The sequence below is a fragment of the Pseudomonas sp. PLMAX genome (assembly GCF_046042685.1).
Lineage (GTDB): Bacteria > Pseudomonadota > Gammaproteobacteria > Pseudomonadales > Pseudomonadaceae > Aquipseudomonas > Aquipseudomonas putida_AE.
On sequence record NZ_CP064949.1, the window covers coordinates 913,806 to 934,920 of the forward strand.

The 21,115-nt window shown below is 60.6% G+C and carries 21 protein-coding genes, 1 other RNA gene and 2 pseudogenes; 15 read left to right on the top strand and 9 right to left on the bottom strand.

Features of this window, described 5'->3' with window-relative positions; all coding sequences use genetic code 11:
- The first annotated feature begins 48 nt into the window (after window positions 1-48).
- Window positions 49-1,488 carry an amino acid permease gene (locus DKB71_RS04055; RefSeq protein ID WP_323628132.1) on the top strand — a complete coding sequence of 480 codons (1,440 nt, stop codon included), beginning with the start codon at window positions 49-51 and terminating at the stop codon, window positions 1,486-1,488.
- Here the strand turns inward: DKB71_RS04055 and DKB71_RS04060 are convergent.
- Complete coding sequence (locus DKB71_RS04060; RefSeq protein ID WP_408599691.1) at window positions 1,429-2,313, bottom strand: LysR substrate-binding domain-containing protein; 885 nt, start codon at window positions 2,311-2,313, stop codon at window positions 1,429-1,431. The genes DKB71_RS04055 and DKB71_RS04060 overlap by 60 nt on opposite strands.
- A 204-nt stretch (window positions 2,314-2,517) precedes the next feature.
- Here DKB71_RS04060 and DKB71_RS04065 point away from each other — a divergent pair, with 204 nt between their 5' ends.
- Entirely contained in the window at window positions 2,518-3,282 is a 765-nt protein-coding gene (locus tag DKB71_RS04065) for a sulfite exporter TauE/SafE family protein (protein WP_323605452.1), read from the top strand.
- Here the strand turns inward: DKB71_RS04065 and DKB71_RS04070 are convergent.
- On the bottom strand, window positions 3,272-3,586 hold the full coding sequence (locus tag DKB71_RS04070; protein WP_274074113.1) for a putative quinol monooxygenase: 315 nt from the start codon (window positions 3,584-3,586) through the stop codon (window positions 3,272-3,274). The two genes, DKB71_RS04065 and DKB71_RS04070, sit on opposite strands and share 11 nt — an antisense overlap.
- Window positions 3,587-3,750: 164 nt before the next feature.
- On the opposite strand from DKB71_RS04070, the gene DKB71_RS04075 reads away from it, so the two are divergent.
- From DKB71_RS04075 to DKB71_RS04115, 9 genes and pseudogenes are all read left to right on the top strand, one after another.
- Window positions 3,751-4,341, top strand: a complete 591-nt coding sequence (locus DKB71_RS04075) for an NAD(P)H-dependent oxidoreductase (protein WP_274074112.1) — start codon at window positions 3,751-3,753, stop codon at window positions 4,339-4,341.
- Between the two features lie 130 nt (window positions 4,342-4,471).
- A complete protein-coding gene (locus tag DKB71_RS04080) occupies window positions 4,472-5,383 on the top strand; it encodes a LysR family transcriptional regulator (RefSeq protein WP_408599692.1) in 912 nt (303 codons plus the stop codon).
- A 103-nt stretch (window positions 5,384-5,486) separates the two neighbouring features.
- Window positions 5,487-6,380: an NAD-dependent epimerase/dehydratase family protein gene (locus DKB71_RS04085; RefSeq protein WP_408599693.1), complete on the top strand. Its 894-nt coding sequence runs from the start codon at window positions 5,487-5,489 to the stop codon at window positions 6,378-6,380.
- Between the two features lie 198 nt (window positions 6,381-6,578).
- The gene (locus DKB71_RS04090) at window positions 6,579-8,024 is read left to right on the top strand and encodes a SulP family inorganic anion transporter (protein ID WP_406592668.1); all 1,446 of its coding nucleotides are present in this window, start codon (window positions 6,579-6,581) and stop codon (window positions 8,022-8,024) included.
- A gap of 186 nt (window positions 8,025-8,210) precedes the next feature.
- Window positions 8,211-9,559, top strand: a pseudogene (locus DKB71_RS04095) (gluconate:H+ symporter).
- Between the two features lie 15 nt (window positions 9,560-9,574).
- A complete protein-coding gene (locus tag DKB71_RS04100) occupies window positions 9,575-10,435 on the top strand; it encodes a MurR/RpiR family transcriptional regulator (protein WP_323628139.1) in 861 nt (286 codons plus the stop codon).
- A gap of 1 nt (window position 10,436) precedes the next feature.
- A complete protein-coding gene (locus tag DKB71_RS04105; RefSeq protein WP_408599694.1) occupies window positions 10,437-11,894 on the top strand; it encodes an N-acyl-D-amino-acid deacylase family protein in 1,458 nt (485 codons plus the stop codon).
- Between the two features lie 116 nt (window positions 11,895-12,010).
- A complete protein-coding gene (locus DKB71_RS04110; RefSeq protein ID WP_408601057.1) occupies window positions 12,011-12,256 on the top strand; it encodes a FitA-like ribbon-helix-helix domain-containing protein in 246 nt (81 codons plus the stop codon).
- Window positions 12,253-12,672 (top strand): type II toxin-antitoxin system VapC family toxin, encoded by a 420-nt coding sequence (locus DKB71_RS04115; protein ID WP_408599695.1) that lies wholly within the window; start codon window positions 12,253-12,255, stop codon window positions 12,670-12,672. Before DKB71_RS04110 ends, DKB71_RS04115 begins: the two co-directional genes overlap by 4 nt.
- Before the next feature lie 106 nt (window positions 12,673-12,778).
- Here DKB71_RS04115 and DKB71_RS04120 read toward each other — a convergent pair whose 3' ends face one another.
- Together DKB71_RS04120 and DKB71_RS04125 are read right to left on the bottom strand one after the other, a co-directional pair.
- Complete coding sequence (locus tag DKB71_RS04120) at window positions 12,779-13,642, bottom strand: methyl-accepting chemotaxis protein (protein ID WP_406592681.1); 864 nt, start codon at window positions 13,640-13,642, stop codon at window positions 12,779-12,781.
- A pseudogene (locus DKB71_RS04125) lies at window positions 13,637-14,698 on the bottom strand (methyl-accepting chemotaxis protein); the annotation flags it as partial. The pseudogene DKB71_RS04125 and the gene DKB71_RS04120, both read right to left, overlap by 6 nt.
- 252 nt (window positions 14,699-14,950) lie before the next feature.
- Here DKB71_RS04125 and DKB71_RS04130 point away from each other — a divergent pair.
- Window positions 14,951-15,622, top strand: a complete 672-nt coding sequence (locus DKB71_RS04130) for a histidine phosphatase family protein (RefSeq protein ID WP_408599696.1) — start codon at window positions 14,951-14,953, stop codon at window positions 15,620-15,622.
- Between the two features lie 25 nt (window positions 15,623-15,647).
- Window positions 15,648-16,481: a phosphatase PAP2 family protein gene (locus tag DKB71_RS04135; RefSeq protein ID WP_408599697.1), complete on the top strand. Its 834-nt coding sequence runs from the start codon at window positions 15,648-15,650 to the stop codon at window positions 16,479-16,481.
- 150 nt (window positions 16,482-16,631) lie between these two features.
- Here DKB71_RS04135 and DKB71_RS04140 read toward each other — a convergent pair whose 3' ends face one another.
- Window positions 16,632-16,898 (bottom strand): DUF6124 family protein, encoded by a 267-nt coding sequence (locus tag DKB71_RS04140; RefSeq protein WP_408599698.1) that lies wholly within the window; start codon window positions 16,896-16,898, stop codon window positions 16,632-16,634.
- Window positions 16,899-17,365: 467 nt separating this feature from the next.
- Complete coding sequence (locus tag DKB71_RS04145) at window positions 17,366-17,962, bottom strand: hypothetical protein (protein ID WP_408599699.1); 597 nt, start codon at window positions 17,960-17,962, stop codon at window positions 17,366-17,368.
- Between the two features lie 131 nt (window positions 17,963-18,093).
- Between DKB71_RS04145 and DKB71_RS04150 the strand changes: the two genes are divergently transcribed.
- Window positions 18,094-18,813, top strand: coding sequence for a hypothetical protein (locus DKB71_RS04150; RefSeq protein WP_408599700.1), 720 nt, complete (start codon window positions 18,094-18,096; stop codon window positions 18,811-18,813).
- A gap of 150 nt (window positions 18,814-18,963) precedes the next feature.
- On the opposite strand, the gene DKB71_RS04155 is transcribed toward DKB71_RS04150, so the two are convergent.
- Window positions 18,964-19,266 carry a GNAT family N-acetyltransferase gene (locus DKB71_RS04155; RefSeq protein WP_408599701.1) on the bottom strand — a complete coding sequence of 101 codons (303 nt, stop codon included), beginning with the start codon at window positions 19,264-19,266 and terminating at the stop codon, window positions 18,964-18,966.
- A 43-nt stretch (window positions 19,267-19,309) separates the two neighbouring features.
- Between DKB71_RS04155 and DKB71_RS04160 the strand changes: the two genes are divergently transcribed.
- Window positions 19,310-20,080 (top strand): APH(3')-II family aminoglycoside O-phosphotransferase, encoded by a 771-nt coding sequence (locus DKB71_RS04160; protein WP_408599702.1) that lies wholly within the window; start codon window positions 19,310-19,312, stop codon window positions 20,078-20,080.
- A gap of 257 nt (window positions 20,081-20,337) precedes the next feature.
- Here the strand turns inward: DKB71_RS04160 and ssrA are convergent.
- Both ssrA and DKB71_RS04170 read right to left on the bottom strand, forming a co-directional pair.
- Window positions 20,338-20,734: a transfer-messenger RNA gene (ssrA, locus tag DKB71_RS04165) on the bottom strand.
- Between the two features lie 95 nt (window positions 20,735-20,829).
- Window positions 20,830-21,105 carry a hypothetical protein gene (locus tag DKB71_RS04170; protein WP_274074089.1) on the bottom strand — a complete coding sequence of 92 codons (276 nt, stop codon included), beginning with the start codon at window positions 21,103-21,105 and terminating at the stop codon, window positions 20,830-20,832.
- Window positions 21,106-21,115: the final 10 nt, after the last annotated feature.

Below are 21,115 nucleotides of genomic sequence, written 5' to 3' on the forward strand. Positions count from 1 at the left end.
AAACCAAGACGTGCTCTTCAAGAAAGACAATATTCAGAGGACATAAAAATGACCGATAACACCGGTTTTGAAACGATATCCAACCGTGAGCAGGGCCTGCGGCGTCAGCTGACGTCCGGGCAGATGAGCATGATCGCCATTGGCGGTGCGATCGGCACCGGACTGTTCATGGGCAGTGCCTACGCGATCGGGTATGCCGGGCCGAGCGTGCTGCTCAGCTACGCCATCGGCGCGATCATCACGCTGTTGTTGATGGGCTGCCTGGCGGAAATGACCGTGGCCCACTCGACCTCCGGTTCGTTCGGTGCCTACGCCGAATTCTATGTATCCCCGCTGGCCGGGTTCCTGGTGCGCTATGCCTATTGGGCGGCGATCGTGCTGGCGGTCGGCACGGAAGTGACGGCGGTGGCGATGTACATGAAGTACTGGTTTGCCAACGTGCCGGAATGGGTGTGGATCGTCTCCTTCTCCAGTGTGCTGATCGTGCTCAATGCCATCAGCGTGAAGACCTTCGGTACCTTCGAGTACTGGTTCTCGACCATCAAGATCGGCGCGATTGTCGGCTTCATCATCCTCGCGGTGTACGTGGTGTTCGGTTCCGGTAACCCGGAATACGGCGTGCACAACTACACCGCCCACGGCGGCTTTTTCCCCAATGGCCTGCAAGGCATGTGGGTCGCGGTGATCGTGTCGATCTTCAGCTACCTGAGCGTAGAGATGATCGCGGTGGCCGCCGGTGAGGCGCAGGACCCCGAGCAAGCGGTGAAGAAAGCCTTTCGCGCGACCATCGTGCGCCTGGTGGTGTTCTACCTCCTGACCCTCGCCCTGATGCTGGCGATCGTGCCGTGGGTCCAGGCCGGTCATGCCCAGAGCCCGTTCGTCACGGTGATGCAGGCCATCGGCATTCCCGGCGCCACCGGGGTGATGAATTTCGTGATCCTGATCGCCGCGTTGTCGGCGATGAACAGTCAGTTGTACATCACCACGCGCATGATGTTCAGCCTGTCCCGTGGCGGCTACGCACCCAAGTCCATGGGCAAACTGAGCAAGACCGGGATTCCGCTGAACGCCCTGTTGCTGTCGAGCTCGGGCATTGCCCTGGCGACGTTGCTCAACATCCTGTACCCGGAAAGTTCGTTCACCTTGATGATGGCGATCTCGATGTTCGGCGCCATCTTCACCTGGTTCATGATCTTCCTGACCCACTATTGTTTCCGTCGTTATCACCAGCGCCACGGCGAGCGAAAACTGTCGTTTCGCATGCGCCTGTTCCCCTACAGCACGTTGTTGGGCTTGGTGCTGATGGGTGCGGTGATGATCACCACCTACTTCACCGAAGCCTTCAAGATGACCCTGGTGTTTGGCGTGCCGTTCCTGGTGCTGCTGACGGTGGTCTATGGCGTGTTTTTCAGGAAGCCAAAACCGGCCTCACTCGCTGCGCAAGGCCTCGAGCAACGCTCTGGCATAACCGGGCAGGCCAGTGAATGAGCGCGCGCACAGCAGTAATTTTCGCTGTGCCCAATCTTCCTTCAGCGCGAAGCTTTTGAGCGGCTGATCCAGTGCACGGCGCTGGATCGCCGCCAGCGGTACGATGGCCAGCCCGGCGCCGCGAGCCACCATGCGAATCACCCCGTCGAAGCCTTCCGCACGGATGCGGATCTGCATGCGCATGCCCGCGTGCAGCGCCTGTTCTTCGAGGTACACCGCGAGTGCGCTGTTGGCGGTCAGCCCCACGTAATCGAACTGCAACGTATCACTGAAATTCGGTGGCTCGCCGCCTGCCAAGGGATGCCCGGGCGGCATGATCAGCACCAGCGGATCGTTGCGAAAGGGCAGGGTTTCGAGCGAGTGGGTGTCTACGGCGTCGGAGACGATGCCCAGGTCGGCCGCACCCTGGCGCAAGGCGTGGGTGATGCGCGTGCTGGGCAATTCCTGCAGGTCGATGTCGAGGTTGGGGTGCTCGCGCAGGAAATCGGCGAGCAGTTCCGGCAGGTATTCGGTGATCGCCGTGGTGTTGCACAACAAGCGCACCTGGCCTTTGACGCCCTTGGCATAGTCAGCCAGGTCCTGCTGCATGCGTTCGGCCTGTTGCAGCAGGACCCGGGCGTGCTGGGCGAGGGCTTTGCCGGCAGGCGTAGGGGTTACGCCACGACGGCCGCGCTCCAGGAACTCAGTACCGAGTGATGCTTCCATCGCGCGGATTCGTGCGCTCGCGGCGGCCAGGGACAGATGGCTGCGCGCGGCGCCGGCGGTGATGTTGCCGCTGTCGAGGATGTTCAGGTAGAGGCGCAGGTCGGTCAGGTCGAAGTGCATCGGCAATCTCTGGGAATGTGTTGTCTGGTCGGACGCCTTCGCGAGCAAGCCCGCTCCCACATTTGAAATGCATCCCCCTGTGGGAGCGGGCTTGCTCGCGAAGTCGCCAGTGGCCTTAACTCTTCTTCAGCCTCTTGCTGTAAGAGAGGCACCCTCAGTATATGGCAGATTTTCATCCGGCCAATCCAGGCTCAGGATAGCCCCATGAACACACTCGCCTCGTTCTACCAAAATCTCGGATTTACCCTGTCATTGCTGGTCATTGCCACCTTCCTGCTGGCCGGCATGATCAAAGGGGTCATCGGTCTTGGCCTGCCAACCATCGCCATGGGCTTGCTCGGTCTGGCTATGGCCCCATCACAGGCTGCCGCGCTGTTGATCATTCCCGCGACCCTGACCAACGTCTGGCAACTGGCCTTCGGCGGGCATCTGCACGGGCTGATCAAGCGGCTGTGGCCGATGCTGCTGGCCATTTTCATCGGCACCGGCGCGGGCACGCTGTGGATCGGCATGGCTGGCGGCCACTGGGTGGTGCGCGGATTGGGGGCGGCGTTGCTGCTCTATGCGTTGAGCGGTTTGTGCCTGCCGACCTTGCGAGTAGGGGCTCGCAATGAGCGCTGGCTAGGTCCGCTGTGCGGCGTACTGACGGGCGTCATCACGTCGGCCACCGGCGTGTTCGTGATTCCGGCGGTGCCGTACCTGCAGGCGCTGGGCTTGAGCAAGGATGAACTGGTGCAGGCGCTGGGCCTGTCGTTCACCGTCTCGACCCTGGCCCTGGCCGGCGGCCTGCTATGGCGCGGCGCTCTCGGCGGTGGCGAGTTGAGTGCATCGTTGTTGGCGCTGATCCCGGCGGTGCTCGGCATGTGGCTGGGGCAGTGGCTGCGCCAGCGGATCAGCGCCGTGTTGTTCAAACGCGTGTTCTTCATTGGCCTCGGCTTGCTTGGCGGCCATTTGTTGATCAGCGGCTAGCGGACGACGGGCTGAGCATGTCAATGGCGCGGATCTCGAAATCCCGCTCCAGGTATTCATCGCGCTGTTCGAGAAACTGTTTCATGTGCGGCAGGTTCGAGTGCACGTCGAGGTGTGCCTGGGACTGCCAGATCTCGTAGAAGATAAACAGGGTCGGGTCCTGCTTGTCGCGCAGCATGTGGTACTCGATGCAGCCGGGCTCGGCGCGACTGGCTTCCACATAGCCGCTGAAAAACGCTTCGAAGGCGTCGGATTTTTCCGGGCGGGTCTTGGCGTGCAGGATGAAACCTTGCATTTCACTCATCAGAAAACACTCCTCATTTCAGAATCGGCCCTAGTTTAAGGCAACAATCACCGATTGATTCGTGCGTGTGGGTCAAATGAATTTTGCACAATGGCCGCTTACTCCGCGCGAGCCAGGTCTTTACTCTGCCGCTATCCGATTCCTGACCCTTCCCGAGACCTCCCATGAAAAAAGTCCTGTTGCTCAATGGCGGCAAACAATTCGCCCACTCCGATGGCCGCTACAACACCACCTTGCATGAAGCCGCGCTGAGCGTGCTGGATCGCGGTGGGGTAGATGTCAAAGCCACATTTATCGACGAGGGTTACGACGTCGCCGAAGAAGTCGCCAAATTCCTCTGGGCCGACGTGATCATCTACCAGATGCCCGGCTGGTGGATGGGCGCGCCATGGACCGTCAAGAAGTACATCGACGAAGTCTTCACCGAAGGTCACGGTAGCCTCTACGCCAGCGACGGCCGCACCCGTTCCGACGCCTCGCAGAAATACGGCAGTGGCGGCCTGATCCACGGCAAGCAGTACATGCTGTCGCTGACCTGGAACGCGCCGCAGCAAGCCTTCGACGACCCGACCGACTTCTTCGAGGCCAAGGGCGTGGACGCGGTGTACTTCCCGTTCCACAAGGCCAACGAATTCCTCGGCATGACCGCTTTGCCGACCTTCCTCTGCGTGGACGTGATGAAACGTCCGAACATCGAAGCCGATGTGGCGCGTTATGAGCAGCATCTGAAAGAGGTGTTTGGCCTGAAGGCGTAACGCTCGGCTACTATCGGTCTCAGCGGCTAAAAGATCGCAGCCTTCGGCAGCTCCTACAGGTGTACGCAATACCTTGTAGGAGCTGCCGAAGGCTGCGATCTTTTAGCGATTTTCGTCAAAGAGGACACTCGTGAAAGCCAGATCCGATGAATTGCAGATTTTCGTCTGCGTGATCGAGTGCGGGTCGATTTCCGCGGCGGCCGAGCAGGTCGGGCAAACACCGTCGGCGGTCAGCCGCACGCTGTCGCGGCTCGAGGCCAAGCTCGATACCACGCTGATCAACCGCACCACGCGACGCATGGACCTGACCGAGGAGGGCAAGTACTTCTTCGAACACGCCAAGCTGATTCTCGATCAGATGGACGAACTCGAGGAGCGCTTGTCCTCACGCCAGCAAACCCCGTCCGGGCGCTTGCGCATCAACGCCGCGTCGCCATTCATGCTGCACGCCATCGTGCCCTACATCGATGAATTCCGCCGGCTCTATCCGGACATCCAGCTCGAGCTCAACAGCAACGACCTGATCATCGACCTGCTCGAGCAAAGTACCGACATCGCCATCCGCATCGGCACCCTGGCCGACTCGACCCTGCACGCACGCTCTCTGGGATGCAGTCCGATTCACATCGTCGCCAGCCCGGCGTATCTGGAAAAACACGGCACCCCGACCGCCGTGGCGGATCTGGCCGAACACACCCTGCTGGGCTTCACCCAGAACGAAGGCCTCAACCAATGGCCGCTGCGCTATGTGCACGGCGATCGCTGGCCGATCCAGGCGTCGCTCAGCGCTTCCAGCGGCGAAACCCTCCGCCACCTGGCGCTGGAAGGCCAGGGCATCGCCAGCCTGTCGCACTACATGACCATCGAGGACATTCGTGCCGGACGGTTGAAGGTGTTGCTGGCCGAATTCAACAGTGGTTATCGCCAGCCGATCAACGCGGTGTACTACCGCAACTCGCAGTTGGCCTTGCGCATCCAGTGTTTCCTCGACTTCATCCAGAGCAAACTGGCGGTGTACGCGTCCACGGATTTCAGCGGCTGATTCGTGATTGCAGCGCAAGAGTGAATTGGGTCAGCGGGGATTTTTCGCCAGGGATCGCTGCTGGATACTCGTTGCATCACTTATCCACGCAGGGAGTTTCTCCATGAACGTATTCGTTACCGGCGCTGCCGGTTTTATCGGCGGCTCCATCGCCACCGGCCTGATCAAGGCCGGTCACAAGGTTACCGGCCTGGTGCGCAACGCCGAACAGGCGGATGAGCTCAAAGCGCTGGGCATCATGCCAGTCATCGGTACGCTGGATGACAGCGCACTGTTGGCCGAACAGGCCCGGGCCGCCGACGCTGTGATCAACGCCGCCAGCAGCGACCATCGCGGTGCAGTCGAAGCTTTGCTCGATGCCTTGCGCGGCTCCAACAAAGTGTTCCTGCACACCAGCGGTTCGAGCATCGTCGGCGACGCCTCGGGCGGCAAGTCCAGCGACGTAATCTACCGTGAAGACAACTTGCCGGAACCCACTGTGGACAAGGCCGCACGGGTGGCCATCGACAACCTGATCCTCGCCGCGGCCAAGGATGGCGTGAACTCGGCCGTCATCTGCAACACCCTGATCTACGGCCACAGCCTCGGCGTCAATCGCGACAGCGTGCAGCTGCCGCGCTTGCTGAAACAGGCGCGCAAAAGCGGCGTGGTCCACCATGTCGGCACCGGGCAGAACATCTGGTCCAATGTGCACATCGAAGACGTGGTGGCGCTGTACCTGCTGGCGCTGAGCAAAAACGTCCCAGGCACCTTCTACTTTGTCGAAAGCGGCGAAGCGTCGTTCATCGACATGACCACGGCGATCGCCGAGGCGTTGAGCCTGGGCCAGCCGCAAGACTGGCCATTGAAGGATGCCGAAGCCGAGTGGGGTTATGAAATGGCCAATTATGGCCTGGGCTCCAATAGCCGGGTTCGCGGTACCCGTGCGCGGGAGATATTGGGCTGGGTGCCGAAGCGTACGTCGGTGCTGGAGTGGATTCGTAACGAGATGGTGTGAGTTCGCTTTAGACCGAGTTGCTGCTTTCGCGAGCAAGCCCGCTCCCACACTTGACCGCATTGTCCAGACGGACGCGGTCTAATGTGGGAGCGGGCTTGCTCGCGAAGGCGTTTCTGAAGCCGCATAAACTGGCCGGAACGCCCTCGATTCCGTAACATCCGCACACTCTTTCTTGCTACTCCCTGCATGCGGTCCCCCATGAAACCAAAACATCTACGCGCCGATGCCCTGGCCGGGCTCACGACGTCTTTCGCCCTGTTGCCCGAATGCATTGCCTTCGCGCTGGTGGCGCATCTCAATCCGCTGATGGGCCTGTATGGTGCGTTCATCATTTGCACCCTGACCGCGCTGTTCGGTGGCCGGCCAGGCATGGTCTCCGGTGCCGCCGGGTCGATGGCGGTGGTGATCGTCGCGCTGGTGGTGCAGCAGGGTGTGCAGTACCTGCTGGCGACGGTGCTGCTGGGCGGCTTGATCATGGCGGCGTTCGGCCTGCTGCGGCTGGGCAAGCTGGTGCGCATGGTGCCGCACCCGGTGATGCTCGGTTTCGTCAACGGCCTGGCGATCATCATTGCCCTGGCGCAACTGGAGCACTTCAAGAGTGGCGAGACCTGGCTGAGCGGTACGCCGTTGTACTTCATGATCGGCCTGGTGGCGGTGACGATGGCGATCGTCTATGTGCTGCCACGCCTGACCCGCGCAGTGCCGCCCGCGTTGGTGGCGATCCTCGGGGTAGGACTGGCTGTCTACTTCCTCGGCCTGCCAACCCGCACCCTGGGAGACATGGCACACATCGCCGGTGGCTTGCCGACATTCGCTTTGCCAGACATTCCCTGGAACCTGGAAACCCTGCGCATCATTGCGCCTTACGCGATCCTGATGGCGATGGTTGGCCTGTTGGAAACCTTGCTGACCCTGAACCTCACCGACGAAATCACCGAGAGCCGCGGCTACCCCGATCGCGAATGCGTGGCGCTGGGCGCGGCCAACGTGGTGTCCGGTCTGTTCGGCGGCATGGGCGGTTGCGCGATGATCGGCCAAACCGTGATCAACCTGAGCTCCGGGGGCCGCGGCCGGCTGTCCGGTGTGGTCGCCGGGGTGTCGATACTGCTGTTCATCCTTTTCCTGTCGCCATTGATCGAACGTATTCCGTTGGCGGCGTTGGTCGGGGTGATGTTCGTGGTCTCGCAGCAGACCTTCGCCTGGGCTTCGCTGCGGGTGCTGAACAAGGTGCCGATGAACGATGTACTGGTGATTATCGCGGTGACAGTGATCACGGTGTTCACCGATCTGGCCACGGCGGTGTTGTGCGGCATCATCATCGCGGCGCTGAATTTCGCCTGGCAGCAGGCCCGGCAGCTGTACGCCGACAGTCACCTGGAAAACGACGGCAGCAAGCTTTACCGCGTCCATGGCACGCTGTTCTTCGCCTCGACCACCCCTTTCCTCAATCAATTCGATCCGGCCAACGACCCTGCGCAAGTGACCCTCGATTGCCGCCACTTGAGCTTCGTCGATTACTCGGCCATTGCCGCGCTCGACACCCTGCGCGAGCGCTACAGCAAGGCCGGCAAACACCTGCGGGTGCTGGGCCTGTCCGAGCGCTGCAAGAAACTGCTCAAACGTGCCCGGGTGCAACACGACTGAGACCGACCAGCGCAGGCGTGATGAAAATCCGCCTGCCTGATTTTCATTATTTGCGACACGGCATATCTCTGAGCGACATCCCTTACCTCTGCACGAAAATTACTTTCACCTCGTTTGAAAGTTACTCCTCGAAATGTTTTAAGAGTTTCACAAAACTTTCGACGTGACCCTCTCGAGGAGTACCGCATGACCCCGTCCTTCGGCTATTGGCTGCTGGTGTATGCCGCTGTCGCCATCATCGCGCTGATCGTGCTGATCGCCCGCTACCGGCTCAATCCGTTCATTGTCATCACCCTGATTTCCATCGGCCTGGCGCTGGTGGCGGGCATGCCGCCGTCCGGTGTGGTCGGGGCCTATGAGGCAGGTGTCGGCAAGACCCTGGGGCATATCGCGCTGGTGGTGGCGCTGGGCACCATGCTCGGCAAGATGATGGCGGAGTCCGGCGGCGCCGAGCAGGTGGCGCGCACCCTGATCGACCGCTTCGGCGAGAAGAACGCACATTGGGCGATGGTCTGCATCGCGTTCCTGGTGGGGCTGCCGTTGTTCTTCGAGGTCGGTTTCGTGCTGCTGGTGCCGATTGCCTTCACCGTGGCGCGGCGGGTCGGCGTGTCGATCCTGATGGTCGGCCTGCCGATGGTCGCCGGCCTGTCGGTGGTGCATGCGCTGGTGCCACCGCACCCGGCGGCGATGCTGGCGGTGCAGATGTACCAGGCGTCGGTGGGGCAGACCTTGCTCTATGCGATTGCGATCGGCATTCCGACCGCGATCATCGCCGGCCCCCTGTATGCCAAATTCATCGTACCGCGCATCCAGCTGCCGGCGGAAAACCCGCTGGAACGGCAGTTCCTCGAGCGAGAACCGCGCGACAGCCTGCCGAGTTTCGGCCTGACCATGGCGACCATCCTGTTGCCGGTGGTGCTGATGCTGATCGGCGGCTGGGCCAACCTGATTTCCACCCCGGGCAGCGGCCTCAACCAGTTCCTGCTGTTCATCGGCAACTCGGTCATCGCGCTGCTGCTGGCGACCTTGCTGAGCTTCTGGACCCTCGGCCTGGCCCAGGGTTTCAATCGCGAGTCGATCCTCAAGTTCACCAACGAATGCCTGGCGCCGACCGCCAGCATCACCTTGCTGGTGGGCGCCGGCGGCGGCCTGAACCGGATCCTGGTGGACGCCGGCGTGACCGACCAGATCGTCGGCCTGGCCCACGAATTTCACCTGTCGCCGTTGCTGATGGGCTGGTTGTTCGCGGCGTTGATGCGCATCGCCACCGGTTCTGCCACCGTGGCCATGACCACCGCCTCGGGCGTGGTCGCACCCGTCGCCATCGCCATGGGGTATCCGCATCCGGAGTTGCTGGTGCTGGCGACAGGGGGGGGTCGGTGATTTTTTCCCACGTCAACGACGGCGGCTTCTGGCTGATCAAGGAATACTTCAATATGACGGTCACCCAGACCTTCAAGACCTGGACGGTGCTGGAGACCCTGATCTCGCTCGTCGCCTTCGGCCTGACCGTGGGCCTTTCCTACCTGATTTAGCCGGAGCCGCCTGCCATGGACATCCTCTACCAGATCCGCGCCCGCCAGGATTCCTTCAGCGCCGGCGAAGGACGCATCGCCCGCCTGATGCTCGACGATGTGGGCTTTGCCGCCTCCGCCAGTCTCGATGAGCTGGCGCTGCGCGCCGAAGTCAGCACCGCCACGCTCTCGCGTTTCGCCCGCACGGTCGGCTGCAAGGATTTGCGCGACCTGCGCTTGCAACTGGCCCAGGCCAGCGGCGTCGGCAGCCGTTTCCTCGACCCGGCGGGCACGCCGGAGCAGTCGGCGTTTTACGGGCAGATCGTCGGCGACATCGAGTCGACCCTGCGCCAGCACCTGTCGGCTTTTGACGAATCGCGGTTCGCCGATGCGGTGAAACTGCTGGGCAAGGCGCGGATGATTCACGCTTTCGGCATGGGCGGCTGCTCGACCTTGTGCAGCGATGAGTTGCAGGTGCGCCTGGTGCGCCTTGGCTACCCGATCGCGGTCTGCCACGACGCGGTGATGATGCGCATCACGGCGGCCAGCCTCAGTCCTGATCAGGTGGTCATCGTCTGCTCACTGACGGGCATCACCCCCGAACTGCTGGAAACCGTGGAACTGGCCCGCAACTACGGCGCGCGCATCCTGGCCATCACCCGAGGCGATTCGCCGCTGGCGCAACTGGCCGACATCGTGCTGCCGCTGCAAAGCGCCGAGACCTCGTTCATCTACAAACCGACAGCGGCACGCTACGGCATGTTGCTCGCCATCGATGTGCTTGCCACCGAGCTGGCACTGGCCAATCCTCAAGACAATCAAGAACGCCTGCGGCGGATCAAACTCGCCCTGGACGATTACCGCGGCGGCGACGATCACCTGCCGCTGGGAGACTGACATGATGTACGACACGCTGATTCGCAATGCCCTGGTCATCGACGGCAGCAACAGTCCTGGCTACCTGGCCGACGTGGCGATCCTGAACGGGCGCATCGAGCGCATCGGCGACTTGCAGGATGCCCGTGCCAGCGATGAGATCGACGCCGCCGGCCGCGTGCTGGCGCCCGGCTTCATCGATGTGCACACCCACGACGACACGGTGGTGATCCGTCAGCCGCAGATGCTGCCCAAGCTCAGCCAGGGCGTGACCACGGTGATCGTCGGCAATTGCGGGATCAGCGCTTCGCCGGTGAGCCTGCGCGGCGATCCACCGGACCCGATGAACCTGCTCGGCAGCGCGGCGGCCTTTGTTTATCCGACGTTCAGCGATTACCGCGCGGCGGTCGAGGCGGCGAACACCACGCTCAACGTCGCCGCATTGGTTGGCCATACCGCGTTGCGCAGCAACCACCTCGACGACCTGTTCCGCACCGCCACGCCGGATGAAATTGCCGCGATGCGCGAGCAACTGCGCGACAGTCTCGAGGCCGGCGCGCTGGGCTTGTCCACCGGTCTTGCCTACGCCAGTGCGTTCTCGGCTTCCACCGACGAAGTCATGCAACTGACCGAAGAGCTGACCGCGTTCGGGGCGGTCTACACCACCCATCTGCGCAGTGAATTCGAACCGGTGCTGGAGGCCATGGACGAGGCGTTCCAGATCGGCCGCCATGCGAAATCCCCGGTGATCATCTCCCACCTCAAATGTGCCGGTGCCGGTAACTGGGGGCGCAGCCCGCAACTGCTGGCGTCTCTTGAACAGGCCGCGAAGACCCACCCAGTGGGCTGCGATTGCTACCCGTATGCCGCCAGCTCCTCGACCCTGGACCTCAAGCAGGTCACCGATGCCCACCGCATTACCATCACCTGGTCGACGCCACACCCGCAGATGGGCGGGCGCGACCTGATGGACATCGCCGCCGAGTGGAACCTGTCCCTGCTCGATGCCGCCCGCCAGCTGCAACCGGCCGGCGCGGTGTACTACGGGATGGACGAAAACGATGTGCGACGGATCCTCGCGCACCCGCTGTCGATGGTCGGCTCCGACGGCCTGCCCGAAGACCCGTTTCCCCATCCACGCCTGTGGGGCGCTTTCCCACGGGTGCTCGGCCATTTCAGCCGTGACGTCGGCCTGTTTCCACTGCACACCGCCGTGCACAAGATGACCGGCTTGTCGGCGGCGCGATTCGGCTTGAAGCAAAGGGGCGAGATCCGCGAAGGCCACTGGGCCGACCTGGTGCTGTTCGACCCGGCGACCATTCGCGATGTGGCCGACTTCAACGATCCGCAGCGGGCGGCCGAAGGCATCGATGGCGTGTGGGTCAACGGGGTATTGAGCTACCAGGACGGTCAGGCGAACGGGCGCAGGGAAGGGCGGTTCCTGGCGCGGGAAGGGGATTTGCGTGCGGGGTTCCTGTGACATTGGTGTTTACCAATGCGATGAGTGGGTGAGGCCGTTCGGCAACTTTTTGAGTTTTTATCCGGGCATGATGTGCTAGCATGCAATCAATGATTTCATTGATTGCAGAGGGCGTCATGGCCAGTATCACGATTAGAAATCTGGACGATCAGATCAAGGAGCAATTACGAATCGCGGCTGCCCATAACGGGCATTCGATGGAAGAGGAAGCCCGACTTATTCTGGGTAGAGCATTGGCTACAGTCGATCGTGCGGGAGGACTCGGCAGCAGAATTCGTAGCAGGTTTGGTGCGTGCGGTGGCGTTGAACTTGATCTGCCTGCACGGCAGGAGAAAGCAACCGCGGTAGATTTCTCCGAATGATAGTGCTCGATACCAATGTTCTTTCTGAATTTATGCGGGTTGAACCTGACGCTCAGGTTCTGGCTTGGGTTGATGCACAACCTGCCATGGAGTTGGCCATTGTTGCCATTACCGTGGCGGAAATTCTCCATGGCATCGCCCGTCTCCCTTCCGGCAAGCGCAAACAAAAGCTTGAAGCCCACGCGATGGCAATGTTTGAAGAAGACTTCGCCGGAAGGATATTGCCCTTTGATGTGCATGCTGCAGTCGAGTACGCGACACTTGTGGCGGGTTGTGAAGCCAAGGGGCGGGCTGTGTCGATGGCTGATGCGCAGATTGCCGCTGTCTGCCGAATCCACGGAGCACCGATCGCCACCCGCAATGTTCGTGACTTCGAGTTTTCCGGCTTGGAGGTGATCAATCCGTGGCAAGCCTGAGAATTCAAGGTTGCCGGGCAACATAGAATCTCCCACAGGATGCTCATTGAACCTGTGGGAGCGAGCCTGCTCGCGAATGAATCTTTCATTCACCGCGCAGTGAACGTCAGACGCGGAAGTGGCTGACCATCATCTGCAACTGATTCCCCAACCGCGCCAGCTCAACACTGGACGCCGCCGTCTCATCACTCGCCGCAGCGGTTTGTTCCGACACATCACGCACGTTGACGATGCTGCGGCTGATCTCTTCGGCCACCGCGCTTTGCTGTTCGGCCGCGGCCGCGATCTGCTGGTTCATCGACTGGATGTTGGACACCGTGCGGGTGATGTTTTCCAGTGAGGCGCCGGCCTTGCGGGTCAGGGCCACGCTGCTGTCGGTCAGGGTGCGGCTGTTGTTCATCACGGTCGCCACTTGCTGGGTGCCGTTCTGCAGGGCGGCCACCAGGCCTTCGATTTCCTCGGTGGATTTCTGTGTGCGTTGGGCCAGGCCCCGCACTTCGTCGGCCACCACGGCAAAACCGCGTCCGGCTTCACCAGCGCGTGCCGCTTCAATCGCGGCGTTGAGCGCCAGCAGGTTGGTCTGTTCGGCCACGGCCTTGATCACGTCCATGACACTGCCGATCTTGTCGCTTTCCTGTTGCAGCAGGCCCATGGCTTCAGTGGAGCGCACCACTTCGCTGGCCAGGCGTTCGATCTGGGTGATGGCTTCAGCGACAACCTTGTCCCCTGCGCGTGCTTCGCCATCCGCCGCGGCGGCGGCCTGGGAGGCTTGCTCGGCGTTGCGCGCGACTTCCTGCACGGTGGCGGTCATCTCGTGCATGGCGGTGGCGACCTGGTCGGTCTCGACTTTCTGGCTGTTGACCCCGGCGCTGGTCTGCTCGGTCACGGCCGACAGCTCTTCGGCTGCGCTGGCGATCTGGGTGACGCCGTCGCGGATACCGCTGATCAGGTCGCGCAGGGTCACGCCCATGCGCGCAATGCCTTGTTGCAAGACACCCAGCTCATCGCGACGCGTGACCCTGACGTCCTGGGACAGGTCGCCGCTGGCGATGCGATCGACCACGGCCAGGGTCTCGCGCAACGGACCGGTGATCTGCCGGGTAATGACAACGGCGGCAATAATGCCCACCAGCAATGCCAGCAGGGTGCTGATCAGTTGCAGGGTACGCGCCTGGGCGCTTTCAGCGTCACGACGGTCGAGCTGGATCTGATACAGCTGCTCGCTCAGGCTGACGATGGCCGCGCCCTCGTCGGTCATTTCCTTGCGCGCCTGCACAGCCTCGCTGTTCGCCGCTTTATAGGCCTGCAAGGCGCTGCGGTAGTTGCCCAGCGCGGTCTCCAGTTGGCGCAGGGCCTGGGGCTGGATGTCGCTGAAATGCACGTTGAGCTGTTGCAGGCTGGCAATTGCGGCGTCCAGTTGCGCCACGGCTTTTTGCTCGGTCTCGGCATTGGTGGTGGCGGTGTAGCCACGCACTTCATAGCGGGCCAGCAGGAACGCTTGCTTGGCGGCGGTGATGGCCTGGAACTGTTCGAAGCGCTGATCACTCGGTGGCAGTCGTTGCACGCGGCTGTTCAGGTCGTCGATCAGCGTGCTGGCCGTTTCGGCGTTGCTGCCCATGACGTCGCGCGCGCTGTTGCCGGTACGGTAGGCGTCGCGCATCTTGGCCAGGGACGTCTTGTAGGCGTCGATGACGCTGCCTTGTTCTTTGAGCAGCTTGAGGTTTTCCGGGCTCTTGAACTTCGCCAGCAGCGCTTGCTGCTGATCGGAAAAGGCCTGAAGGGTGGTCTGTACGTTCTGCGCGGTGGCTTCGTCGCCGTTGGTCAGCATGTACTGCAGGCGCACCACGCGCAGCTTGGTCAGGCCGGCGTTGAGCTGGGTGATGTCGCTCATCCAGTTGCTGCGGTCAATCAAGCTGCCCAGGCTGGTCCAGCCGGTCAGGGCGAGGACGCAGGTCAGGGCCAGGACCAGGCCAAAGCCCAGGCCCAGTTTCAGGTTCACGCTGATGTTGCCGAACCAGCTATTCATCAAAATTCCTCCAGGAACGTGGTGTTTCTTGATCGTCGGTTGGCTGGAAGATTGTTGTTCTTAGGCGCCAGCAAGGTGGGTTGCAGGTCTGTATCGGCAGCAATCGCGAGAGCTGAAAGGATTTTGTCGGACGGATGCTGTAACAAGCTTTTGCTAGGGGCTTAAGCTTTTTTTCACATCGGTTTCACTGGCAGCCGACGCCCGCCTCTTTACTCTCACGGCACCTGATGAAGGGCTGCGAGGCGGCTTGTTGTGGAATTGAGACTGAGTCTGTTCGGAATACACCGCTCGATCGACCTGAGCCGTTTTACCCGTTATCGCAATCCGCTCGTGGTGCTGGCCACGGCGATGCTGGCGCTGGCCATGACGGTATTGCTGTTGCGGGCTGACGCCGTGCCGGATCTGGCCCATGGCAACGTGGAGGGCGCGCGGGCGCTGTTGGCGGGTTGGGCCAGGGGCGACATGATCGTGCTGGTGCGCCATGTCGAGCGTTGCGATCACTCCAGCGCCCCCTGCCTGAGTGGCGATGATGGCATTACCGATCGTTCGCGCAGCGTTGCGGTGGCGGTCGGTGCGCAGTTCGAGCAGCTTGGGCTGGGGAAGGCCGACATCTACAACAGCCCGATGGTGCGTACGGCGCAGACCAGCGGGTACATGTTCAACTCGGTCGGCGCTGGCGACGACTGGCTGATCAACTGCAAGGGCACGATGCTGCGCGACGCGCTGACGCACAAGGTCCCCGGGCGCAACCTGATCCTGGTGACCCATAGCGAATGCATGGCGCAACTGCAAAAGGATCTCAAGTTGCCCATCTCGACTCTTGGTTACGGCGCCTCGCTTTTCGTTACCGCCCAAGCGCAACAAGCGCCCCACATACTCGGGTTCATCGAGGCCTCGGACTGGCAATCGGTGACCACCGAATGAATTCACTCTGTCACCAGGACACGCCATGCTGACGGCTTCACGCTCGCGTTTTTACTGGGTGAACTTCGGTATCCCACTGGCCTGCGCGGTCGTGGTGTTCCTGATGTTCGACCTGACCCGGATCGACATCGCCTTCAACGATCTGTTTTATGACCCGGTGACGCAAACATTCCCTCTGGACCATGTGCACCTGTTCGAAAAGATCACCCATAAATGGGCGCGGATCATTCCGAACTGGACTGGCGAGATCGCCATCATCGGTGCCTTGCTGTCGTTTCTCTGGCCGCGCCTGAAGGCGGAAAAACACGCGAAGATCATCGCCGTCCTGGAAAAGATCAAGGTCGCGCCGGTGCTACGTTTTGCCAGCAAACATCGGCGGGATTTCCTCTACGTGGTGTTTGCCTTCTCCATCAGCACCGGCGTCATCCACTATCTCAAGGGTCATACCAGTGTGTATTGCCCGATCGAGACCACCCAGTACGGCGGGAAGATCGAGCACAGGGAGTGGTACGAGAATTTCGATTTGTTGAAAGTCGCCGGTGACGGTCGTTGCTGGCCCGGCGGGCATGCCTCCGGTGGTTTCACCATGCTGGCGCTGTACTTTGTTGCCCGCCGTTACCGCTGGCGCTATTCCAAGGCAATCATGTACGGCTCGCTGGCCCTGGGGTTTGTCTATGGCACGACACGGGTGGTGCAGGGCTGGCACTACATGTCCCACACCTTCTGGGCCGGGATCTTCGTGTGGCTGGCGTGTTTACTGACGGCGCTGGCCTTTTACGGAAGAGCGCGGTTGGAGATGCCGGTGCTGCAAAAGGATTGTCGCAAATTGCGGGTTGAGCGTAGCCCGCAGTTTGAGTGAGATGTTCTGTTTTTTTGTTGCCTGGCAAATTGCTTTCGCGAGCAAGCCCGCTCCCACAATAGTCTTTCGGTGGCCGCAGAATTTGCATACGCCACAGACTAAATGTGGGAGCGGGCTTGCTCGCGAAGAACGATAACGCGGTCTACTTTCCTAGCCCTGCGGATCGACATTATCCAGCGCCCTGTTCACAGCCAGCTCCGCCAGCATGACGATCTGCGCAATCCCAAGCGCGGTGTTGCGCTGGGGGCCGTGAAGGTAAGTGGCGAAGTCATTGAGCATGACGCTGGCTGAAGCCAGTGATTCACAAGCGTGGGCGAGGAGGTTTTCGGATTTGATGTCGGGGAGGATCGTGAAGAAGGGGCTGGGGCGATAGGGCTTTTCGGTTGTGAAAGGCGGATCCGGGATAAGTTTATCCATCTGAGTTCTCCACTCGATTTGAGAACCACCGCCACTCACCGATCTCACGCGGCGAAATGGGTGGCAGCTGTGTGCGGAGTGAGATCACCGGGAGTAGGAAACCGGCCAGACCGAAGTCTGCCCGCACACAGCCGCCATAAAACATTGCTGACAGCGGATAGCTGGCGGCAATTATGGTGGTACTGGCACTGGATTCATACTCCCGGGATCTCACGCCCGATCACTGAGTTATCAGTGACCAACAAAGGCTAAACAGCCCCCTTCCGAGCGACAACCTGAAAGACCTGTGGGATTTTTCTTCGCGAGTTGTTTCAAAGTAGGACATTTCGCAAGACAAAAAAAAGCCCGCGGGAGGGCGGGCAAACCGTAGTTTCTTGAATGAGCAAGGGCAAATGTACAGGGAGTTGCCTGAACCCGGGGTGAAGAAAAGTTCATGTGTTGCCCGGCAGGCGAAACCGGAAAATTGCTCAATACTCCATCACCTTCTGCCTCTGCATAATCCACCCCGCCTCCCCAGGCATCAACCGATACTGAATCTCGCGCATTTTCCCGGTCCGGCCCGCCGAAGCGTCGGCACTGTCATACAGCGCAAACCGCTGCACCAAGGTGTTTTTCACCACGGCAAACTCGTCCTCGCCCCGATACCCCTCGGCGACCTTCGGGTCTTCGCTGACCGGTGGCAGATAGATCGCACTGAGGGATTTTTTACGGTTGGCGGCGTAGGCGACGAGTTCGCCGGGCAATCCGCGCCCTGGTGACCTGACGAACACGTAAATTTCCGGAGAGCCATCCCGATCAAGGTCTCCGACCTCCGCCCGAGCGATGTCGCCGGCCAAGGGGTGAGTCATGGCTGAATTATCGATTTCCAGCCCTTGGGGAGCGATGCGCACTGCCCGGCCGCCATCGACCGACTCATCCGTCACATGAAAAACAATGCCTTGCAGTTCCAGCGTCTGGTCGAAAGGCCGGCTGCCATTGCCGGCATCGAAGGCGTCGACTTCGCTGGCGGCGTGTGCCGGTAGGCAAACCATCGCTGCCAGGAGGGCCAGAATCCGCATATTCATGTTTTGCATTCCTCAATGCTTCTGGTCAGTGGAGGATCGAGCCTGTAGTGAAGTCATCAGCATAGATCCGCCCACGACCCGCCAGTGACCTATTCTTTTGATTCCGGCCAGCATCGAAAGGGGCAAGACCCATGAACGATTTGCTGAAAAAAGTACTCGACGCCCATGGCCAGCTGGAGCGCTGGAACAAGTTTGCCTCGCTCAACGCCACCATCATCACGGGCGGGGAATTATGGGCAATGAAAAGCGTGGTGCAAGACACCATGCCCCGCGTGATGACCGTCAGCCTGCACCAGCAAAACGCCAGCGTGACACCCTTCGGCAACCCGCACTGGCGCACGGCATTCCGGGCCGACTACATCGCCATCGAAACCACCGAGGGCGAAATCGTGCGCGAGCGCTCGAACCCGCGAGAGTCATTCGCCGGGCACGACATGAACACACCTTGGGACCCGCTGCACCGTGCGTACTTCAGCGGGTACGCCATGTGGACCTACCTGACGACGCCGTTTTTCATGGCGATGGCGGATTTCAACGTCACTGAAATCACCCCCTGGCAGGAAGGCCCTGAGACCTGGCGCGGTCTGCGGGTCGAGTTCCCGGAACACATCGCCAGCCACAGCCGTGTCCAGGATTTTTACTTCGCTGACGACGGCCTGTTGCGTCGACACGACTATCACGTCGACGTGGCCGGCGGCTTCGCAGCCGCCCAATACGTGGGCGAGTACGTTGAAGCCCAGGGCTTTCGCTTTCCCTCCCGGCGCAGAGCCTACCTGCGGGGCGAGGACAGGCAACCCCTGCGCGAGAGGGTGATGGTGTCGATTGACCTGAGTGACTTTCGTTTGAGTTGAAGGGCAAAAGTGGTGCCTAGTCCTGAACCAGGTCACCCCAGCGCATCACCTTCTCAAGGTGGCCAGTGTGCTCATCCCGTTGTTCATTTAAAACCACAAATCCCTGGCGCTCATAGAAATGGATGCTGGGCGCATTCGCCGAATATACAGTCACCGTAGCGTTGACCTGGAGGCCTTGGCGTCCGCGAGAAGCCGCGTACCTATGCCGTGCCCCTGATGCTCAGGCGATACGAAAAGCGCCGCAAGCGTGTCGCCATACACGGAGCAAAATCCTGCGACGGCCCCATCGGCCTCAAATACTCTGGACATGGCGCCGGGCAGGTAGACCTCGCGCATGGCATCAAGCTGGTTGCGCCAGAATTCGGGGGCGATGAAGTGATGCGCCTGGATTGACGCCCGTAGCCAGATGTCCAATACGGGTTCCAGGTCCAGGTTTCGAAAGTCGCGGATCATGAGGCCTCTCATCATTATCTGCCGGAGCAGGGTAAGTAACAGTATGTACATTCCCACCCAATGGTCCCAAACATCCAGTGGTGCACCCATTGAACGACAAACCATCGGCGAGTCAGGCGCCGAGGTTTCTCGCATTCGCTGCATCAGCGGCGAACACCTGTTTGTGAAGTCCGAACCCGTTGGCGTCCATAGTGAGCTGCCGCAAGAGATTGAGCGTCTTCGCTGGATGAACCAGCTCGACCTGCCTGCGCCAACCGTTCTTGATGCCACGACAGAAAACAATCGCCATTGGTTACTCATGAGTGCCGTCCCCGGACAGGATCTGGCCAGTGCCAACGATCTGTCTCCACCCCAAGTCATCCGCATCCTGGCAGTGGCACTGCGTACTCTGCACCAGGTGCCAATCGAGGCATGTCCCTTTGATCACCCGTTGGAGCAGCGCATAGCCGCCGCCCGGAGTCGAGTGAGTGCCGGGCTCGTTGACGAGGCAGACTTTGACGATGAGCGGCTGGGTCGGACCGCTGTGGATGTTTTCGCAGAGCTGCTGTCGACGCTCCCTGAAACCTATGATCTTGCGGTCACCCACGGCGACGCCTGCCTGCCGAATTTCATGGTCGAAGGAACCCGTTTTACCGGCTACATCGACTGCGGCCGACTAGGCATCAGTGACATTTACCAAGATCTTGCGCTGGCTGCCCGAAGCATAGAGCGCAACCTTGGACAGGCATGGGTAGCGCCATTTTTCCACGCCTATGGTGTGGAACCCGATCAGCAACGGATAGCGTTTTACTGTTTGCTGGACGAGTTCTACTGATGAGCTGCGAACGAGGTTGCTGAACAGCGGCTCCAGTGACAGGCGGGCACGGGCGTAGTCCATTATCAACAGAACATTATTCATGCTGACTCCCTTCCCGCAGGCTCTGCATGAAGTGCATGCCGCCGTTTTTGCGGTGGTTTGGTTGGCCTCTTCGCGGGCAAGCCCGCTCCTACAGGGGGGCGTATCAGCTTTGGATTACCGAACCCCAGATGCAACAAAACCCGCACTGGGCGGGTTTTGTCTTGCTTCGTATTTGGTGGAGCCGGGGGGATTTGAACCCCCGTCCGCCAGTACTCCGCTGTCGGTACTACATGCGTAGCCGTGTCTATTAAGTTAACCCTCAGCGACCCGACGGGCAGGGTGCTTTGGGCGAGTTGTGTAAGTTTTAGCCGCTTCGTCCACAACGTACTGCACGGCGATTCTGTTCTATATGACAATCACTTTGGGTTTACAGACATCCCCTGGTGATTGCTGGACCCGAAGGTACCAGAAGCTCAGGGCTAAGGCTGCTTACGCAGCGAGAGCGAATTCCTGGCCGTAGTTTTCGTCATTGGCAACTATAAGTAGTTGCAACAGTGGATTTACGAGTTCTGTTACCAACTCGGCATGCACCTAAAGTTTCGCAACCGGCGTCGAATCCTAAACGGCCCCGAACTCATTGCTCGTGAATCCGATGAGCAACAAGCCTGTGTAGTCTACGCCAATGTGGCACGGAAGGCCAACCCGAAGGTTGGCCTTGTCTGTGATCACTTTTTCGTAGGGCTGCGCTGCTGAATTTTCTCAAGCATCTGACTGGAGATCTCGATGCAGTCCTTCTCGTTACCGGCTGCCTTGGCCTTTTCCGCATCCTCCAGCGCAGTTTTTGCGTTATCCATGGAGCTCTCGGATACGGCAGGCGCGGTGGTGATGGCGTTCTTCAGTTTGGCAATGTTCCCGTCACAAAGATTTTCGTCCGCTGCGAACACCGGCGATGCCAACAGTGCAGCAGAAATGAACAATCCAGCCATTGCAGAGTGCTTCATGGGTATCTCC

Coding starts and splice junctions, on each gene's coding strand:
- DKB71_RS04055 (WP_323628132.1), top strand. CDS start 49: ATGACCGATAACACCGGTTTTGAAACGATATCCAACCGTGAGCAGGGC.
- DKB71_RS04060 (WP_408599691.1), bottom strand. CDS start 2,313: ATGCACTTCGACCTGACCGACCTGCGCCTCTACCTGAACATCCTCGAC.
- DKB71_RS04065 (WP_323605452.1), top strand. CDS start 2,518: ATGAACACACTCGCCTCGTTCTACCAAAATCTCGGATTTACCCTGTCA.
- DKB71_RS04070 (WP_274074113.1), bottom strand. CDS start 3,586: ATGAGTGAAATGCAAGGTTTCATCCTGCACGCCAAGACCCGCCCGGAA.
- DKB71_RS04075 (WP_274074112.1), top strand. CDS start 3,751: ATGAAAAAAGTCCTGTTGCTCAATGGCGGCAAACAATTCGCCCACTCC.
- DKB71_RS04085 (WP_408599693.1), top strand. CDS start 5,487: ATGAACGTATTCGTTACCGGCGCTGCCGGTTTTATCGGCGGCTCCATC.
- DKB71_RS04090 (WP_406592668.1), top strand. CDS start 6,579: ATGAAACCAAAACATCTACGCGCCGATGCCCTGGCCGGGCTCACGACG.
- DKB71_RS04100 (WP_323628139.1), top strand. CDS start 9,575: ATGGACATCCTCTACCAGATCCGCGCCCGCCAGGATTCCTTCAGCGCC.
- DKB71_RS04105 (WP_408599694.1), top strand. CDS start 10,437: ATGATGTACGACACGCTGATTCGCAATGCCCTGGTCATCGACGGCAGC.
- DKB71_RS04110 (WP_408601057.1), top strand. CDS start 12,011: ATGGCCAGTATCACGATTAGAAATCTGGACGATCAGATCAAGGAGCAA.
- DKB71_RS04115 (WP_408599695.1), top strand. CDS start 12,253: ATGATAGTGCTCGATACCAATGTTCTTTCTGAATTTATGCGGGTTGAA.
- DKB71_RS04120 (WP_406592681.1), bottom strand. CDS start 13,642: ATGGGCGTGACCCTGCGCGACCTGATCAGCGGTATCCGCGACGGCGTC.
- DKB71_RS04135 (WP_408599697.1), top strand. CDS start 15,648: ATGCTGACGGCTTCACGCTCGCGTTTTTACTGGGTGAACTTCGGTATC.
- DKB71_RS04140 (WP_408599698.1), bottom strand. CDS start 16,898: ATGGATAAACTTATCCCGGATCCGCCTTTCACAACCGAAAAGCCCTAT.
- DKB71_RS04145 (WP_408599699.1), bottom strand. CDS start 17,962: ATGAATATGCGGATTCTGGCCCTCCTGGCAGCGATGGTTTGCCTACCG.
- DKB71_RS04150 (WP_408599700.1), top strand. CDS start 18,094: ATGAACGATTTGCTGAAAAAAGTACTCGACGCCCATGGCCAGCTGGAG.
- DKB71_RS04155 (WP_408599701.1), bottom strand. CDS start 19,266: ATGATCCGCGACTTTCGAAACCTGGACCTGGAACCCGTATTGGACATC.
- DKB71_RS04160 (WP_408599702.1), top strand. CDS start 19,310: ATGTACATTCCCACCCAATGGTCCCAAACATCCAGTGGTGCACCCATT.
- DKB71_RS04170 (WP_274074089.1), bottom strand. CDS start 21,105: ATGAAGCACTCTGCAATGGCTGGATTGTTCATTTCTGCTGCACTGTTG.